The organism is Rhizobium sp. NFR03 (assembly GCF_900111275.1).
In the GTDB taxonomy this organism is placed as follows: domain Bacteria; phylum Pseudomonadota; class Alphaproteobacteria; order Rhizobiales; family Rhizobiaceae; genus Ferranicluibacter.
Map to the genome: position 1 here is coordinate 881,175 of NZ_FOGR01000001.1, position 17,508 is coordinate 898,682.

A 17,508-nucleotide genomic window follows, 5' to 3' on the forward strand; every position below is an offset into this window, starting at 1 on the left:
CTGGAGGACAAGAGGAAGGCAGGCGGAGCCAGGAGGATGGACTTGAGCCTTCTCCTTACCTAGTTTCGCGCGCGACACTATTAAATTTGCTAACCGCACGCCTCATAATCGGGGCTGCAGAGTTCGGATCCACCATGACACATGCCGCCCTCGCCGCCAATGCCGTTGCCCTCGTCACCGGAGCAGCCTCCGGCATCGGCCTCGCCGCCGCCCGTCGCTTCGCGTCTCTCGGCATGAAGGTCGTTCTGGCCGACCGCAAGGGAGACCGGCTGACGGAGGCAGCGCGGTCTGTGGCCGAAGCTTCGCCGCATGGCAGCGAGGGCATTCTCGCCTGCGCGACGGATGTCTCGGAACTGGAAGCGCTCGAAGCCTTGCAGGAAGACGTGATCGAGCGGTTCGGCAAGGTCCATGTTCTCATGAACAATGCCGGGATCCAGCCCGGAAGCGCGCTCTTCGGCCCGCTGGAGAACTGGGAGCGCGTGATGGCCGTCAATCTCGGGGGCGTCATCAATGGCACGCGGGTATTCGGCCCGGGCATGATCGCGCATGGCGAACCCGGCCTGATCATCAATACCGGCTCCAAGCAGGGCATCACCACTCCGCCCGGAGACCCCGCTTACAACGTCGCGAAAGCCGGCGTCAAAGCCTTCTCGGAAGCGCTCGAGCACGAGTTGCGCAACACGGCCGGCTGCCGGATCGCGTCGCATCTTCTCATCCCCGGATTTGTCTATACCGGCCTCACTGCCAACGGCCGTACGGAAAAGCCCGATGCTGCATGGACACCGGAGCAGACGGTGGACTTCATGATGGACGGCATCGCGCACGGCGACTTCTACATCCTCTGCCCGGACAACGACGTCAGCCGGGCGCTGGACGAAAAGCGCATCCTCTGGGCCGCCGGCGATATCGTGGAAAACCGCCCGCCGCTTTCCCGCTGGCACCCCGACTATGTCGAAGCCTTCCGGACCTACCTGACGAAAGACCGGCCGCGGCAGTCGGGAGACATCGCATGACGGACATTTCAGCGGGCTCCGCCTTTGACAGCGCGCACGCCACCAGCGGCCTCCATCACATCACGCTGATCACGCGAAAGGTGCAGGCGAATGTCGATTTCTACGCCGGTTTCCTTGGTTTGCGCCTCGTCAAGCGCACGGCGGGCTTCGAGGATGCAGCTCAGTTGCACCTCCTTTATGGCGATCGTATCGGCACGCCCGGTTCGCTCGTCACCTTCCTCGTCTGGGAGGACGGTGGGCCGGGCCGTGTCGGTGAAGGCCAGCCGAGCGAGATTGCCTTTGCCATCGCCCCGGGTTCGATCGGCTTCTGGCTGCAACGCGCCTTGCGCTACCTCGTCCCCGTTTCCGGTCCGGCACCGGAATTCGGCGAGCCTGTGCTGCGTCTGAAAGATCCGGATGGCGTTATCGTCAAGCTGGTGGGAACGACGGATATTGCAGGCTCCGAGCCTGCCTACGCCGCCGACATCCCGCCAGAAGATGCGATACGCGCGCTGCGCGGCGCTACCATTCTGACCAGCCGACCTGTGGATACAGCAGCCTTCCTCGAACGTCACACGGGCTTCCGCTCGGCCGAGAGAACCGAAACGATCGAACGCCTGCGCTCGGATGCGGGCGACGTGATCGACGTTCGCGACGCCACGGGCTTCTGGACGTCTGCGCCCGGCACCGGCACCATCGACCACATTGCCGTGCGTGCGCCCGACCGCGCAGCCGTGAAGGCTTTGCGGGACCGTCTTGGCGCAGAAGACGCCGGCCCGACACCCGCGCATGACCGCACCTATTTCTTCTCCCTCTATGTGCGCGAACCCGGCGGCAGCCTCATCGAGGTCGCGACCGACGGGCCCGGCATGACGATCGACGAGGACGAACCGACCCTTGGCACCCGGTTGTTCGTGCCCGGACAGGGCGAGGACGGCCCGGACGAGGACATCACCGTTCTTCTCCCGCAATTCGGCCTTCCGGGAGAGGAGCGTTTCGCTGCCCGCGATCTGCCCTTTATCCACCGACTGCACCAGCCGGCGGAGCCGGACGGCACGACGCTGTTCCTGCTTCATGGCAGCGGCGCGAATGAGCTCAGCCTCCTGCCGCTCGCGCGCAAGGCTGCGCCGCATGCGCTGCTTGTCGCCCTTCGCGGTCGCAGCCTCGAGGAAGGCGCACCGCGCTTTTACAGGCGCCTCGGCGCCGCGACGTTCGATCAGGCCGATATCGCAAGCGAAGCAGAGGCTCTCGTCGCCTTCGTTGAGGGTGCGGCGGCCGGTTACGGCATCGACCTCGCGCGCGCCACGTTCCTTGGCTACTCGAACGGTGCGAACATGATCGCCGCGACACTCTTCCTGCAGCCGGGCCTTATCCGTCGCGCTGTGCTTCTGCGGAGCATGATGCCGCTGGAGACCATCCCGCCGGCGGACCTCTCGGGCACCGACGTGCTGATCGTCTCGGGAGCCGACGACAGCTTCAACGCGTACCGGCCGGCGCAAGTGGAAGCTTTATCGCAGGCAGGCGCGGAGACGACCGTCGTCACGCTGGCCGCCGGCCATGAACTTTCGCCCGAGGATGCAGGGACGATCACCGGCTGGCTGGGTGCGCTCCCCCGATAACGAGCGCCGGGGGGCGGGCACGTCGCGTTCGGCTATTTACGGAAGTCGATCTTGACCCGCGCGACGGGAAGGATCGTCTTCCACACGACGGCCGTGTTCGACATGGTCTTGCCGTCGCGCGAGAATGTCAGCGTATCGAAGAACCGGTAGACATCCTGCTTCGGGCCGGGATCGAGATCGACGAGGTAGTTGAATCGCACGACGTTGCCGTCCACCCGCACCGTTGTCCCGCCGATAACGTCCTCACGTGTTCCGCTATAGGTCGCGGGGCCGGTTCGCACGAAATGCCAGGTCTTGCGCTCCTTCTGCCCGTCATTGTAGCGGATGTCCTCCCGCAGCGTGAGCCCGGTCTTCGTCACCGTGCCGCGCAGTGCGATATCGAGTTCCCGCCGCGTGCCGTTGATGGCGCGAAACGTGCCCTCTGCCGTCGTTTGCCCCCTGAAGAAGCGCTCCATGACGGTCTCTCGCATACCGCTTGCGCTCTGGGCAAAGGCGCCGCTGGAAACGGACAAGAGGGATGCGGCAAGACTGGCGGCGAAAAGGGCGGTCGATGCGATCTTCATGATGATCTCCGTTCTGTCATGAGGATGATACGGATCTGCCGGCAAAACGGTTTCCTTCGCATGGAAAAACAACCCTGTGCACGAAAGCGTCAGCGGCCTTTTGCCGCCACCTTCTGGAAATATCCGGAAAATCGACTTAACCTCCGGCCGAACCCGTTTTCGGCGCAAATCAGCCACCATTCTCCTTGAACCCTCAGGCGCCCGATTTCTTTCGACGCTGATCCGCGGCGGCCTCCCAACCTCCGGCCCAGCGTCACCTCACAGGAACGAACCCATGCCGAAATTCAATCCGCTGGTCGCCCGGCTGTCGCCGCCGCCCGTTCCCTCGGTCGCCGCCTGGGCCAAGAGCTACGACGGAAGCCGAGGCCCGCTGCTCGACCTGAGCCAAGCCGTTCCGGGTTATCCGCCGCACCCCGACATGCTGGCATGGCTCGGCGAGGCCGCAGCCTCCAAGCAGGCGGCGGGCTACGGGCCGATCGAGGGAGAAATCCCCCTGCGCACCGCCTATGGCACGCATGTCGCCGCGCTTTACGGCGCGCCGCTCACCGGCCGTAACGTTCAGATCACCGCCGGCTGCAATCAGGCCTTCGTCGCAACCGTCATCGCGCTTGCGGGTGCCGGCGACACAATCCTGATGACCAATCCCTATTACTTCAATCACGAGACGACGCTGTCGATGCTCGGCATCAACGTCGATATCGTGCCCTGCGATGCCGCAAGCGGCTTCATTCCGGATGTGGCCTCCATCGAAGCGTCCCTGCATGCAGGCGTAAAGGCGCTCGCTCTGGTCTCGCCGAACAATCCGACGGGTGCCGTCTATCCCGCCGCCCTTCTTGCCGATATTTTCGACCTCTGCCGCCGCAACGATATCTGGCTGATCCTCGACGAGACCTATCGGGACTTCCTGACCGACACGGCCGAGCCGCCACACGGGATCTTCTCGATTGAAGGCTGGCAGAACCACTTCGTCAGCCTCTACAGCTTCTCCAAGTCCTACTGCATCCCCGGCCACCGGATCGGCGCGATCACCTGCGGCATGCAGACGGTCCACCAGATCGCCAAGATCATGGACAACCTGCAGATCTGCCCGCCCCGCGCCGGTCAGATCGCGCTGGTCAAGGCGATCCCGGCCCTTGCCGACTGGCGGGAAGAGAATCGACTGGAAATCGGCAGGCGGAGCGCTGCGATGCAGGCCGTGATGGCAGGTCTTGAAGGCTGGAAGCTCGAATCCATCGGCGCCTATTTCGCCTATGTCCGCCACCCCTACCCCGACATCAGCGCCGAATTCGTTGCGGGCAAGCTTGCCACGCTCGCAGGCGTCGTGTGCCTACCCGGCGATTATTTCGGTGAGATCCAAGAGGGCTTTCTCCGCTTCGCCTTCGCAAATGCGGATGTCGAGACCATCGGCCTTCTGCGCCAGCGCCTTGAGGACTTCAAGCTTCCGGGCATTTGACGTCGGGGGGTATTCAACTGTCTGAAACGACGAAACCGGATCGCAGCACGACGCTGCGATCCGGTTCGGGATGTGAGAAAGCGATTAGATCGCTCCGAAGACACAGGCTCCAATGAAGGCGAAGGCTGCAACGAGCGTCAGCGTGCGCAGGACGGCATGCAAGCCTGGTAGGGCTGCCGTCGAGACAGCGTTTGAATATCGGGCGTGGGGTACGTGCAGGACCTGTTTCGACGTTCGCATCATATCCTCCAGAATAAGCGAGCCGCGTTCACATTTCGCAAGGTCGACCGTGATCGGCTCTGCGTCTACATTCGTGGATTTCCACCGATTTCATAGACAATTTATTCCAAGCCACCGGGCGTTTTCGGAAATTCCTACTTTTTCTCGGTGGCCCTCGCACCCAAAACGTTAACATGGGTTCATGGTTCCCGCTCGCGCCCCGATTTATCCCGGTGAAGAACGGTCGCCGCTACGCGCGTCTCGGCAGACTGCTGCGGCCGGAGACATCTCCATCGTCACGCTGCCCGTAGCGTCATGAAAACAGATGACTTTCGCACTGGCTTGCCTATATCTCTCAGCGAGGACGCGAGGAGCGACCGACCCCATATTCGAGATGCCCTATGCAGAGTTCTCCCCCGCCAGAAGCCGTCGATGCACCGCCTGTTTCCGGCAGGCACTGGACGACGGTTGCGATATCAAGGAGCGAGATCGCGGACCTCCTCGAAAGTCGTGACTGGAGCCGGACACCGCTCGGCGCGCGGGAGACGTGGCCGGCTTCCCTGACGAGCCTTGTCCGCACCGTCCTGTCGTCGCCCGTGGCCATGACGCTGCTTCTGGGTGCGGACGGCATCATGATCTACAATGCGGGCTACGCGACCATCGCCGGTGGTCGCCATCCGCAATGCTTCGGCATGTCGGCCATTTCGTGCTGGCCCGAGGTCGCCGATTTCAACCGAACCATCATCGATGGCGTGCTGGCTGGCGCGTGCTTTTCCTATGCCGACATGGAAATGACGCTGAACCGCAGCGGCGAGCCGGAGCGCGTCTGGTTCGATCTCGACTACAGCCCCGTCTTCGACGATGACGGCGCGATCATCGGCGTGTTGGCGGTCGTCGTGGAAACCACCAAGGTCGTGGAGGCCGAGCAGGCTCTCTCGCGCAACCGCGAAAAGCTTTCACTCGCATTGCAGGCCTCCGGCGTCGTCGGCATCTGGGACTGGGATGTCGTTGCCGATCGCGTTTATGCCGACGACAGGTTTGCATCCCTCTACGGCGTAGACCCCGAAGCGGCCGCGACGGATGGCGTCCCGATCTCCGGCTTCACCGCCGCCATTCATCCCGAAGATGCGGACCGTGTGTCGGATGCACTGCAAGGAGTCATGAAAACAGGCGAGAAGCTCTCGATCGAATACCGGCTCGTTCAAGCGGACGGCTCCGTGCGCTGGGTGCTGGCGGAGGGCCAGCCGCTGCTGGAAAACGGCACCTGCATCCGCTTTCCCGGCATCGCCGTCGATATCACCTCACAGAAGGAGGTGGCGGAAGCCTACGCCCAGTCGGAAACCGGGTTCCGCATCCTTGCCGATACCATGCCGCAGATGGTGTGGTCGACGCGGCCCGACGGCTTCCACGACTACTACAATGCCCGATGGTACGAGTTCACCGGCGTGCCCCCCGGCTCGACCGACGGAACCGGCTGGAGCGGCATCTTCCACCCGGAAGATCAGGACCGCGCCTGGGCCGTCTGGCGCCACAGCCTGGAGACCGGAGATCCCTACCAGATCGAATATCGGCTGCGTCATCACAGCGGGTCCTATCGCTGGGTGCTAGGCCGCGCTCTGCCTATTCGCGATGCCGACGGGCGGATCACCCGCTGGTACGGCACCTGCACCGACATTCACGACGCCAGAATGGCGCAGGCCGAGCGCGAGGTGGTGGCCCACGAGCTCAGCCACCGGATCAAGAACATCTTCTCCGTCCTGAGCGGCATTATCAGCCTGTCCGCGCGCTCGGAGCCGCAGGCGCGGGGCTTCGCCGAACAATTGCGCAAGCGCATCGATGCCATGGGCCGCGCGCATGATTTCGTCCGTCCGCACAGCGAGGCCTCGCGCCCGACCATGCCGGACACGACGCTCTTCAACCTTCTCGAACGACTGCTGGAGCCCTATTGGGGCGAAGGCGGAACGGGCGCAATCGGGCTGCACGGCGACGATACCGACATTGCCGACAGTGCGGCGACGCCTCTGGCTCTGCTTCTCCACGAACTCGGCACCAACTCGGCCAAATATGGCGCCCTCTCCACGGCTGATGGACGGGTTGAGATCACCGGACGCATGGACGGAGAGACCTATTACCTGACCTGGAAGGAAAAGGTTCCGGGCGTCGTCATATCCGCGCCACAGCGGGATGGCTTCGGATCACGGCTGATGAAGATCAGCACCGAAGGTCAGCTGGAGGGACATCTGGAACGCTTCTGGGAAGCGGACGGCCTTCGTCTCGAAGTCTCGATACCCCTGAAGGCCCTCACACGCAGCGGACGCCTCGGGCGCAGGTCGTAATCGATGAAAAAGCGGAGGGCCTGCCTCAGGCGAAGACGCGAAGACGCGCCGGCGCGCTCGCCTGCCGCGCTTCGCGCAACGCGACCGTGTACTGAACGGCTGCCTTGAGCTCGTCTTCTGCCACCGGCTTCGGCAACACGCCGACGGCGCCCGGAAAAGCCTCGCCGACCTGCGAAGGATTGGCGGTCATGAAGAGAACGGTCATGCCATGGCGCTCGGCAAGGATGCGGCCGATATCGCGGCCGGTAGCGCCGTCGCGCAGGTTCAGATCGACGAGGGCGATATCGGCGAGCGGGCCAAGTTTGATAGCGGAAGCCGTGTCGGCAGCGATACCAACGGGGCGATGCCCAAGTTCCTCAACCACGTACTCAATCTCGGTCGCAACGAAAATCTCGTCCTCGACCACCATGATATTGCAACTCATATCGACACTTCCACCTCGGATACAGCAAGGGTCGTTCCACCTTCCGGGCCGAAAAAAACGAACCGGATGCCCCGGGAACAGAACCGTGACGCTCATGAATGCAGAAGTCCGATAAAAGTTCCCTTAAGATGATGGCTTGCGTCGGCACCTCAAGAAACAACCCTTCCCGCTCTTTTTTTCGGACCTCGCCTGTGGTGTAACCCGCGCAACGCGATCGACCGGGAAAGGTGGCGCATGCCCCTCATTGACGACATGCCGGTTCTCAAACGATGGAAGCGTCGTATCCGCAAGCTGCGCAACCGGCTCGCACGCCGCGCCTTCGCGACCCGCTACGGTCGGGAACTGCTCATCCAGTGCATCAGCCCGCGCGTGCTGACGATGACGGCGGACTGTGGCGATCATGTCATGACGTTCTCGCCGCACGACTATATCGGCCGCAAGATCTACCGGAAGGGCCAGTTCGAGCGGGATCACGTCATCCGCCTGCTCAAGGTTCTGAGGGAGCGGAATATCGACCTTTCTGGCGCCCTGCTGGAGGTCGGCGGCAATATCGGCACGCAGACACTCTATTTCGCCCTCGGCAGCGATATTCCGCGCATCGTGACGGTGGAGGCCGATCCTCGGAATTTCTGTCTCCTCAGCCAGAACATCCGCCAGAACGGTCTGGAAGACCGCATCACGGCGGTCGCCTGCGCGGCGGGTGACGTTGCTGGCACGATCGATTTCTTCCAGCACCCCGACAACCACGGCAAAAGCAGCACCACGCGGCAGAGCCCGCGCGACCGGCAGATCAGCGTGCCGGTGCGCCCCGTAATGGAGATCCTTTCGGACGCCGGCATCCAGGCCGAGGGCGTGTCTCTGATCTTCATGGACATCGAGGGCTATGAGCCGGTCGCCGCCCGCTCGATGATCCCCCTGCTTGAACGACAGACGCCGTTCTATCTCGAATTCTCGCCGGTCTTCTACGGCCGCGATCAGGCCCGCGCTTTCGCAACGTGGCTCGGCACCTTCTATTCCCGCTGCATCGTCTTCACCGAGAACGACATGAGCGAAATGGCTCTCGCCGATATACCGTTGGACGAGGATCAGTTCGACCTGCTGCTCCTGCCGGACGCGGTTTAGCGGCGGCGGTAGAGATAGTAGCGCTCCGGATCGATGCCCTCCGGCACCGGCAGGGGAGCAAGATCGGCATGCGTGAGCGGTAGGCCGCTGGCGACGACGCCGCCGGATGCGAGCGCATCGGCAAGCGCTGGCGGCAACCAGCGTTTCGTCTCCGAATCCACCTCGGGATAAGCCGTGCCGATATCGGCATGGGCAAACGCAGCCCCCATGCCGGCCATGCTGGTCAGCGTCTCCGAAATTTCACCGAGCACGAGGTCGCGTTGATCGGGCGTCGATCTGGGATGCGAACCCACTGCGCGATCGAAGGCGATGATGCGGCGGTGGGTGAAGATCTCGCGGATATGATCGTAGGTACGCCCGTTTCCAAGCCCGATCTCCAGCACCGCCCCTTCGGCCGGAAGCGCCATATCGTACCGGACGTGGTTGAGTATAGTGCGCTGCGCCTGCAGGCGGGCGATGAAGCTGTCCAGACGACTCATGAAGGCGCTTCCCGTTGCTTTGAACGCTCTCTATAGGGTGCCGGCAATCCAACAGGCAACATCGCGAGCCAGCCCCACGCAAAAGTCATGCGATGAGGCCCTGTCGGACGCAAAACCCTGTGCTACCTTGGATCGCATGGCACAGATGCAGAGCGACCGGTTCTTTTCCACCCTCCCCGTTTTCACGGCGTTCGAGGGCGTGGCGGATGCGGAGAACTATCGTCCGCTACCCATCGACTGGTGGATCGCCAGCGCCGACATCGTCGATTCCACCGGCGCCATCGACGCCGGTCGGTACAAGGCCGTGAACATGGCCGGCGCCAGCGTCATCTCCGCGGTTCTCAACGCGGTCGGCCATTTCGACCTTCCCTTCGTCTTCGGCGGCGATGGTGCGCTCGTGGCATTGCCGCCTTCGGCCCTTGTCGCGACAACCTCCGCGCTGGCCGCCGTGCAGCTCTATGCGCGGGAAGAGCTCGACCTTCACCTGCGGGCAGCCCTCGTTCCGGTCTCCGACATTCGCGTTGCCGGTCTCGACGTCCGCGTGGCGCGCTTCCAGGTCAGTCAGGACGTGTCCTACGCGATGTTTGCCGGCGGCGGAGGCGCATGGGCGGAGAAGGAGATGAAGGCCGGACGCTATCTCGTTGCACCCGCGCCGGCAGGAGCCCGCCCCGACCTTACCGGGCTCTCGTGTCGCTGGAACCCGATTGCCTCCCGTCACGGTGCCATCGTCTCGATCATCGCCGTGCCCTGCCCCGGCCAGGAGGCCGGTCCGTTTGCAATGCTGGTCGCCGATATCGTTGCGCTTGCTTCCGGCGAGGAACGTGAAGGTCATCCGGTGCCGGCAGAGGGCCCGACGCTCGGCCTCAACCGCGAGGGTCTGGAGACGGAAGTGCGCACGGTGGACAAGTCCGGTCGCCTGCGCCAGCGCGGCCGTATCCTCGTGGAGGCGGCGCTGACCTACGGCCTGGCAAAGCTTGGAATGACGCTCGGCCGCTTCGATCCGAAAATCTATCGTCAGGACGTCGCCAGCAATTCGGATTTCCGCAAGTTCGACGACGGCCTGAAGATGACCATCGACATCGAGGCGGCGCGCCTTGCCAGTATAGAGGCACGGCTGGACCGCGCGGCATCCGAAGGCGTCTGCCGCTATGGCCTCCACCGGCAGGACGAGGCGCTGATGACCTGCATCGTACCGACAGCGCTCAGCCGCGACCACATGCACTTCATCGATGGCGCCAATGGCGGCTATGCCATGGCGGCAAGCCAGCTGAAGGCGCCGATGCCGGCGGTGTGAGCCTCAGGCTTTGACGATCACTCCGTCCTGAATGCCACGGCGCGCAAAGACGTTGCGCGTATCGATGACCAGCGGCGCCTGCTGCGCGATCAGCGCATAATCCACATCGTCATGATCGGTGGCGACGAGCACGGCATCGAACCCGGCAATTTCGCTGAGAGGCACAGAGCGCCGGCCTTTCAACGACAGGTATTCGCGCGTCCGGGGAATCTCGTCCACATGGGGATCGTGGAAGGACGCGCTGCCGCCGCGCTCCTCGATCAGTTCGATCAGCTTCAGAGACGGGCTTTCGCGGATATCCGGCACGTTCTTCTTGTAGGCGAGCCCGATGATCAGCACGCGCGAGCGGCTGAGCGCTTTGCCGAGGTGAATATCGAGCGCTTCGGCAAGCCGCCCGACGATATGCTTCGGCATGGCAGAATTGATCTCGCCCGCAAGCTCGATGAAGCGGGTCGGCATTTCGTATTCCCGGGATTTCCAGGTGAGATAGAACGGATCGATCGGGATGCAGTGCCCGCCGAGACCGGGACCCGGATAAAAAGGCATGTAGCCGAAAGGCTTCGTCTTCGCCGCGTCGATCACCTCCCATATGTCGATACCCATGGCCTCGAACACTGTTTTCAGCTCGTTGACCAGCGCGATATTGACCGCGCGGAAGATGTTTTCCGTCAGCTTCACCGCTTCGGCCGTGGCCGTCGTGGAGACAGGCACGACACGCTCCACCACCGCCGAATAGAAGGCTTCCATCGCTTCCGCCGCCGCCGCACCGTCCCCGGCAACGATCTTCGGAATGCTGGTGGTCGAAAAATCCCGATTGCCGGGGTCCTCGCGCTCGGGCGAGAAGCCGAGAAACACCTCGGCGCCGATATCGAGCCCGGTGCCGGCAAGTATCGGGCGCACGACATCCGTCGTGGTGCCGGGATAGGTCGTGGATTCCAGCACCACGAGCTGCCCCGGCCGCAGTCGAAGCGCAATGTCCTGGCAGGTTTTCACGATATAGGTCAGGTCGGGATCGCGATGCCGCGTGAGGGGTGTCGGCACGCAGATGACGATGACGTCGCAGGCCGCAAGTCCATCGAAATCGACCGTCGCGGAAAATCGGCCGGCATTCCGCTCGACCGCAAGCACATCGTCGCCGACTGCCTCGATGTAGGACTTGCCGGCCTCGATAGCGACGATCTTGCCGGGGTCGATGTCGAAGCCGGTGACGGTGAAGCCCTTGCGCGCAATGGCGATGGCGAGCGGCAGTCCGACATAGCCAAGACCGATGACGCCGGCATGCGCCGTGCGATTGGCGATCCGCGACAGGAGAACCGCGTGGGAGGACATGCTCATCGGTAGCCTTGCCTGTTGGGCGTGCGGCGCACGCCGGAGCCATGGCAGATGCGGATTTGGCCTGCCGCTGTCAAGGCTGGACAGTGCCGCAGGCAAGCTCCGCCTGCACGTCGAACGCCGCACTTCGGTCGTCCCTTACAAACTTTTCTGCGTCCCCGTTCTGGTTTCCGCCTTACCGGATGTTTATATCCAGATGACCATCGCGTCGTGCCGGGGGGTTGATATCGGCCTGTAGCGATCGTTCGCAGCAAACAGCGGGAAGATCGACATGACCCAGACGCAGCAGGTTTCCACCCATCTGCTCGATCGCGTGTCCCTGTGGCTCAAGCAGACGGCGCTGAACGGCGCTTCGCTTGAAACGCTGGTAACGGGCTTCTGCGAGCGGCTTGCCGCCGCTGGTGTGCCGCTTTCCAGGGTCCACCTCAGCTTTGCCATGCTCCATCCGCTTTATGACGCGCTCGGCTTTACCTGGCAGCGCGGCAAAGGCGTCACGGTCGAGGGCTTTCGGGCCGGACAGAGCGAAACGGATGCGGAGCGTTTTCTGCGCAGCCCCTATTACTACCTCTACTCCCACGATCTCGACCACCTGCGACGCCGCATCACGCCGGAAACGCCGATCGAATTCCCGATTTTCGAGGAACTGAAGCGCGACGGCGCGACCGACTATTTCGCATTCGTCCAGTCCTTCAGCGAAAGCCATGGGCAGGGAATGGTCGGCTCCTGGACCACGGACGCGCCGGAAGGCTTCTCCGACCAGCTGATCGAGGCGATGCTGCGTCTTCAAAGCAGTCTGGCCGTTGCCGCCAAGATGGCCGTGCTCGGCAAGCTCGCCGATAATATGCTCACCACCTATCTCGGCGAGAACGCCGGCAAGCGCGTGCTCTCCGGCCAGATCCGGCGGGGCGATGGAGAGACCATCCGCGCCGTGCTCGTCATGGCCGACATGCGCCAGTCCACCGTCCTTGCCGAGCGCGAAGGCCGGCAGGCCTATATCGACACGCTCAATCAGTTCTTCGATGCCATCGCGAGCCCCTTCAATCGCGGCGGCGGCGAGATTCTGAGTTTCCTCGGCGACGGCTTCCTTGCCGTCTATCCCTGCGGGCGCCACCGCGAGCCGTCGCAGGCAGCAGCCCTTGCGGCCATGGAAGCCGTGCGGCAGGCCACTGCCCGCATGGCCGACCTTAACCGCGAACGCCGCGAAAACGGCCTCAGCGATATCGGCTACGGAATCGGCCTGCACATCGGCAATGTCATGTTCGGCAATGTCGGCCTGCGCGACCGCCTGACCTTCTCGGCCTTCGGCACCGCCGTCAACGAGGTCTCCCGACTGCAGGGCCTGACCAAGAAGCACTCGACCCACATCGTCGCCAGCCAGGCCTTCACCGCCTATGCCGGTGGCGAGTGGGAAACGCTCGGCGAGGAAAAGCTGCGTGGCGTGCGCCAGAAACTCACGGTGCTGGTGCCGAGCGAAAAGCTCCTGAAAATCGATCAGGCGGAAGCCATCCGCCATCGCACACAGGAGAGCAGCTCGGAGGCCGAGCAGGTCATGCTTCTGTATCGGAACCGTAATACGCCCCAGCGCGACATCTGGAACAAACTCCTCCAGTAGAAATTATATCTCCAGCGGGGAAATAATTTCAAAAAAACGATACACGACGACGCTAGACCCGCAGCCGACGCTGGGAAGGCGTATTGTGGGCTCTGCATTGCGGTCATGGACAGGCCGAAATGCCTACGATAGTCTTTCCCTCAAAGCTCAGGCGCAAAGCCAGCTACCATCCGCACCGGATGGAGAGAATAAGTGGGGAATGGCAGGCATGACATCAGGCGGAGACCTGTTGCGGATCGAGGACCTGAGCGTTTCTTTCGCCATGTTCGGTGGCCAGATCGATGCGGTTCGAAAGGCCAGCCTTCGCGTCCTGCCAGGCAAGGTCACGGCACTCGTGGGCGAGTCCGGTTCCGGGAAGTCGGTGATCAGTCAGGCCATCATGGGCATTCTGCCGAAATCGGCACGGATCGCCGGCAAGATCCTTTTCAAGGATGAAACCGCACCCGGCGGCGTCGTCGATCTTGCGGCCCTTGCGCCCGAAGGTGCCGACATGCGCGCATTCCGCGGAAACCGGATCGGCATGATCTTCCAGGAACCCATGACATCGCTGTCGCCGCTTCACACGATTGGCGACCAGATCAGCGAAAGCCTGCGCATCCATCGCAACGTCGACAAGCCGGGGCAGCGTGAACAGACCGAGGAGATGCTGCGTCTCGTCGGCTTTCCGGATCCCAAGCGCGCCTTCGGCATGTATCCCTTCGAACTCTCCGGCGGCATGCGCCAGCGCGCGATGATCGCCATGGCGCTGATCTGCAAGCCGTCGCTCCTGATTGCCGACGAGCCGACGACGGCGCTCGACGTCACGATCCAGGCGCAGATCCTGCAATTGCTGAAGGATCTGCAATCGACCTTCAACATGGCCGTGCTGCTCATCACCCACGATCTCGGCATCGTTGCCAATATGGCTGACGAGGTCGTGGTGATCTATCATGGCGAGATCATGGAGGCCGGTTCGGTCGAGGACATCTTCCGCGATCCGTCGCATCCCTACCTCAAGGGGCTGATGGCCGCCGTGCCGCATTTCAACATGAAGCCGGGCGACCGCTTGAAGGCGCTGCGCGAAGTTCCGGTGAATGTCGAAAGCCTGATCGTGCGGCGCAAGGGCGAAGCCGCACCCGCGCGCCCGCTGCCCCGGGTGGAGGACATGCTTCCGGCGCCGGGGGAAGACGTGCTTCTTTCCGTTCGACATGTCGGCAAGACGTTTTCCAGCCGCAAAGCCGGTTGGTGGAAAAAGGGCGAGGCCAGCCAGCATCGCGCCGTAGACGATGTCAGCTTCGACATCCATCGTGGCGAATGTCTCGGGCTCGTTGGCGAAAGCGGCTGCGGCAAGACCACGCTCAGCAAGATCCTGATGCGGGCGCTCTCACCCGATACCGGCTCGATCATGTTGAACTCCGCGGATGGCCCGATCGACATCCGAGAGGCTCATGGCAAGTCTCTGGACAGGCTGCGCACGCGCATGCAGATGATCTTCCAGGACCCTGTCTCTTCGCTCTCGCCACGCATGACGGTTCAGAATATTCTGAGCGAACCGCTCGAAATTCACCGGCGCGGGGATCCGAAGAGCCGGCAGCAGACCGTCAAGGCCCTGCTGAAGGCCATCGGCCTGAGCGAGCGGCACATGAACCGCTATCCTCACAGCTTTTCGGGCGGGCAGCGCCAGCGCATCGGGATCGCTCGGGCTTTGGCACTCGGGCCCGAACTTCTGATCTGCGACGAGCCGGTCTCCGCACTCGACGTGTCCGTGCAGGCGCAGATCCTCAACCTGCTCAAGGACCTGCAGACGGAGTTGGGCCTCACCTACCTCTTCATCTCTCACAATCTCGCCGTCGTCGATTACATGGCCGACCGCATCGCTGTCATGTGCGCCGGGCGGATCGTCGAGCTTGCGCCGCGTGAGCAGCTGATGCGCTCGCCGGTACACCCTTACACCAAGGCGCTGCTCGCCGCCGTGCCCTTCCCCGACCTCGACCGGCCGCTCGACTTTGCAGCGCTCAGTGCCGGTGGGGCCTCAGACAAGAAGCGGTGGAACGCTGCCTTCCGGCCCGAAGAGAGCGAAGCGGGCCTCGCGCCTGCCGATCTCGGCAATGGTCACTGGGTGCTGGCGAGCCGGAATGCCGACGTGAAGGAGCTTCAGCCGTGATCAAACGCCGCACCACGCTCGGCCTCCTCGCGTCCGCCATCGCCCTGCCCCGTCTGATGCTGCCGCGCGACGTCATGGCAGCGGGCACGGAGCCCGAGATCCTTCTTGAAAAGATAGCGGCAGGCACCATGCCGCCCATGGCCGAGCGGGTTCCGAAGACGCCCCGCGTCGTCAATCTCGCTGCCATGGGCCGCGCGCCGGGAAGCTATGGCAGCTCCATCCGCATCCTGATCGGCAGCCAGAAGGACATCCGCGTGATGTTCATCAACGGCTATGCCCGTCTGGTCGGCTACGACGAGAAACTGAATTTCCAGCCGGATATTCTGGAGGCCTGCGACGTCGAAGGGGATAGGATCTTCACCTTCCATATTCGCGAGGGCCACCGCTGGTCGGACGGAAGCCCGCTAACCTCGGAAGACTTCCGCTATACCTGGGAAGACGTGGTCCTCAACGAGGACCTGCGCAAGGGCGGCGTGCAGCAGGAGCTTCTGGCTGAGGGAAAGCCGCCCCGGTTCGAGGTTCTGGACGAGCGCACCGTGCGATACAGCTGGGACGCGCCCAACCCCGATTTCCTGCCGAACCTTGCGGCGGCACTGCCGCTGATCCTGCTGTTACCGGCCGCTTACATGAAGCAGTTCCACAAGACGTACCAGACCGAGGAACAGCTGAAGACCTTCATGAAGAAGTACCGGGTCAAGAAGTGGGTGGATCTGCACATCAAGATGTCGCGCCAGAACCGGCCCGACAATCCGGACCTGCCGACCCTCGACCCGTGGCAGAACACGACGGCATCGCCCGCCGAGCAGTTCATCTTCGACCGCAATCCGTTCTTCCACCGCGTGGACGAAAACGGGATGCAGCTTCCCTATATCGACCGCGTCGTGCTCAACGTCTCGACACCCGGCATCATCGCGGCAAAGACAGGCGGCGGGGAAGCCGACCTGCAGGCGCAGAACATCGACTTCACCGACTATGCCTTCATCAAGGATTCCGAAAAGCGGTATCCGGTGAAGGTCAAGCTGTGGAAGCGCACGCAGGGGTCACGGGTGGCCTTGCTGCCGAACCTCAATTACGGCGATCCCGTCTGGCAGGCCCTGCTGCGCGATGTCCGCGTTCGCCGCGCCCTGTCGCTGGCCATAGACCGGCGCGAGATCAACATGGTCGCCTTCTACGGCCTCGGCAAGGAAAGCGCGGATACCGTGCTGCCGGAAAGCCCGCTCTACAAGCCCGAATATGCCGCCGCCTGGTCCCAGCATGACACCGAGCAGGCTAACCGTCTGCTGGACGAGGCGGGACTGACCCATCGGAACGAGGACGGCATGCGCCTTCTGCCGGATGGCCGTCTTGCGCAGATCGTGGTGGAATCCGCCGGCGAGAGTTCGCTGGAAACAGATGTTCTCGAACTTGTCACCGATCACTGGGCGAAGATCGGCATCCCCCTCTTCATCAAGACCTCCCAGCGGGAAGTCTTTCGAAACCGCACCATGGGCGGCGAGATCATGATGTCCATGTGGCTCGGGCTCGACAACGGCGTGCCGACGGCCGACATGAACCCCGGTCAGCTGGCACCGAGCAGCGACGTCCAGCTGCAATGGCCGGTCTGGGGCATGCACTATCTTTCGCTCGGGCAGTTCGGTCATGCGCCGGAGCTTCCCGAGGCGCAGAAGCTTGTCGATCTCCTGAGAGAGTGGCGGCGCACAGCGGATAATGCCGGCCGCACGCGGATCTGGCACGAGATGCTGTCGATCTACACGGATCAGGTCTATTCCATCGGCATGGTGAACGCCACGCTCCAGCCGATCCTTCATACGTCGCGCATGCAGAACGTTCCGGAACACGGCCTTTACGGCTTCGATCCGACCTGCTTCTTCGGGGTCTACATGCCGGATACGTTCTGGCTCGGCGACAAGGTGAGCTGAT

At 63.1% G+C, this 17,508-nt stretch carries 13 protein-coding genes; 9 read left to right on the top strand and 4 right to left on the bottom strand.

Features of this window, described 5'->3' with window-relative positions:
* The first annotated feature begins 134 nt into the window (after positions 1-134).
* Together BSG19_RS04180 and BSG19_RS04185 are read left to right on the top strand one after the other, a co-directional pair.
* Positions 135-1,013 (top strand): SDR family NAD(P)-dependent oxidoreductase, encoded by an 879-nt coding sequence (locus BSG19_RS04180; protein ID WP_092985073.1) that lies wholly within the window; start codon positions 135-137, stop codon positions 1,011-1,013.
* Positions 1,010-2,611, top strand: coding sequence for a VOC family protein (locus BSG19_RS04185; RefSeq protein ID WP_092985075.1), 1,602 nt, complete (start codon positions 1,010-1,012; stop codon positions 2,609-2,611). The genes BSG19_RS04180 and BSG19_RS04185 overlap by 4 nt, the downstream gene beginning before the upstream one ends.
* A gap of 32 nt (positions 2,612-2,643) precedes the next feature.
* On the opposite strand, the gene BSG19_RS04190 is transcribed toward BSG19_RS04185, so the two are convergent.
* Positions 2,644-3,174, bottom strand: coding sequence for a DUF3833 family protein (locus BSG19_RS04190; protein WP_092985609.1), 531 nt, complete (start codon positions 3,172-3,174; stop codon positions 2,644-2,646).
* A 274-nt stretch (positions 3,175-3,448) separates the two neighbouring features.
* On the opposite strand from BSG19_RS04190, the gene BSG19_RS04195 reads away from it, so the two are divergent.
* Positions 3,449-4,627, top strand: coding sequence for an aminotransferase (locus tag BSG19_RS04195; protein WP_092985077.1), 1,179 nt, complete (start codon positions 3,449-3,451; stop codon positions 4,625-4,627).
* A gap of 620 nt (positions 4,628-5,247) precedes the next feature.
* Complete coding sequence (locus tag BSG19_RS04200; RefSeq protein WP_092985079.1) at positions 5,248-7,182, top strand: PAS domain-containing sensor histidine kinase; 1,935 nt, start codon at positions 5,248-5,250, stop codon at positions 7,180-7,182.
* 25 nt (positions 7,183-7,207) lie between these two features.
* Here the strand turns inward: BSG19_RS04200 and BSG19_RS04205 are convergent, their stop codons facing one another.
* Positions 7,208-7,606 (bottom strand): response regulator, encoded by a 399-nt coding sequence (locus tag BSG19_RS04205; protein ID WP_170865853.1) that lies wholly within the window; start codon positions 7,604-7,606, stop codon positions 7,208-7,210.
* A gap of 234 nt (positions 7,607-7,840) precedes the next feature.
* Here BSG19_RS04205 and BSG19_RS04210 point away from each other — a divergent pair, with 234 nt between their 5' ends.
* Positions 7,841-8,728 carry an FkbM family methyltransferase gene (locus tag BSG19_RS04210; protein ID WP_170865854.1) on the top strand — a complete coding sequence of 296 codons (888 nt, stop codon included), beginning with the start codon at positions 7,841-7,843 and terminating at the stop codon, positions 8,726-8,728.
* Here BSG19_RS04210 and BSG19_RS04215 read toward each other — a convergent pair.
* Positions 8,725-9,207 (bottom strand): class I SAM-dependent methyltransferase, encoded by a 483-nt coding sequence (locus tag BSG19_RS04215; RefSeq protein ID WP_092985083.1) that lies wholly within the window; start codon positions 9,205-9,207, stop codon positions 8,725-8,727. The genes BSG19_RS04210 and BSG19_RS04215 overlap by 4 nt on opposite strands.
* A gap of 136 nt (positions 9,208-9,343) precedes the next feature.
* Here BSG19_RS04215 and BSG19_RS04220 point away from each other — a divergent pair, with 136 nt between their 5' ends.
* Positions 9,344-10,501 carry a DUF3095 domain-containing protein gene (locus tag BSG19_RS04220; RefSeq protein ID WP_092985085.1) on the top strand — a complete coding sequence of 386 codons (1,158 nt, stop codon included), beginning with the start codon at positions 9,344-9,346 and terminating at the stop codon, positions 10,499-10,501.
* A gap of 3 nt (positions 10,502-10,504) precedes the next feature.
* On the opposite strand, the gene BSG19_RS04225 is transcribed toward BSG19_RS04220, so the two are convergent.
* Positions 10,505-11,836, bottom strand: coding sequence for a nucleotide sugar dehydrogenase (locus tag BSG19_RS04225; RefSeq protein WP_092985087.1), 1,332 nt, complete (start codon positions 11,834-11,836; stop codon positions 10,505-10,507).
* Positions 11,837-12,104: 268 nt separating this feature from the next.
* On the opposite strand from BSG19_RS04225, the gene BSG19_RS04230 reads away from it, so the two are divergent.
* The 3 genes from BSG19_RS04230 to BSG19_RS04240 all read left to right on the top strand — a co-directional run bounded on the left by BSG19_RS04230 (position 12,105) and on the right by BSG19_RS04240 (position 17,507).
* Positions 12,105-13,445: an adenylate/guanylate cyclase domain-containing protein gene (locus BSG19_RS04230; RefSeq protein WP_092985090.1), complete on the top strand. Its 1,341-nt coding sequence runs from the start codon at positions 12,105-12,107 to the stop codon at positions 13,443-13,445.
* 208 nt (positions 13,446-13,653) lie between these two features.
* The gene (locus BSG19_RS04235; protein WP_092985613.1) at positions 13,654-15,588 is read left to right on the top strand and encodes an ABC transporter ATP-binding protein; all 1,935 of its coding nucleotides are present in this window, start codon (positions 13,654-13,656) and stop codon (positions 15,586-15,588) included.
* Positions 15,585-17,507, top strand: a complete 1,923-nt coding sequence (locus tag BSG19_RS04240; RefSeq protein ID WP_092985092.1) for an ABC transporter substrate-binding protein — start codon at positions 15,585-15,587, stop codon at positions 17,505-17,507. The genes BSG19_RS04235 and BSG19_RS04240 overlap by 4 nt, the downstream gene beginning before the upstream one ends.
* Position 17,508: the final 1 nt, after the last annotated feature.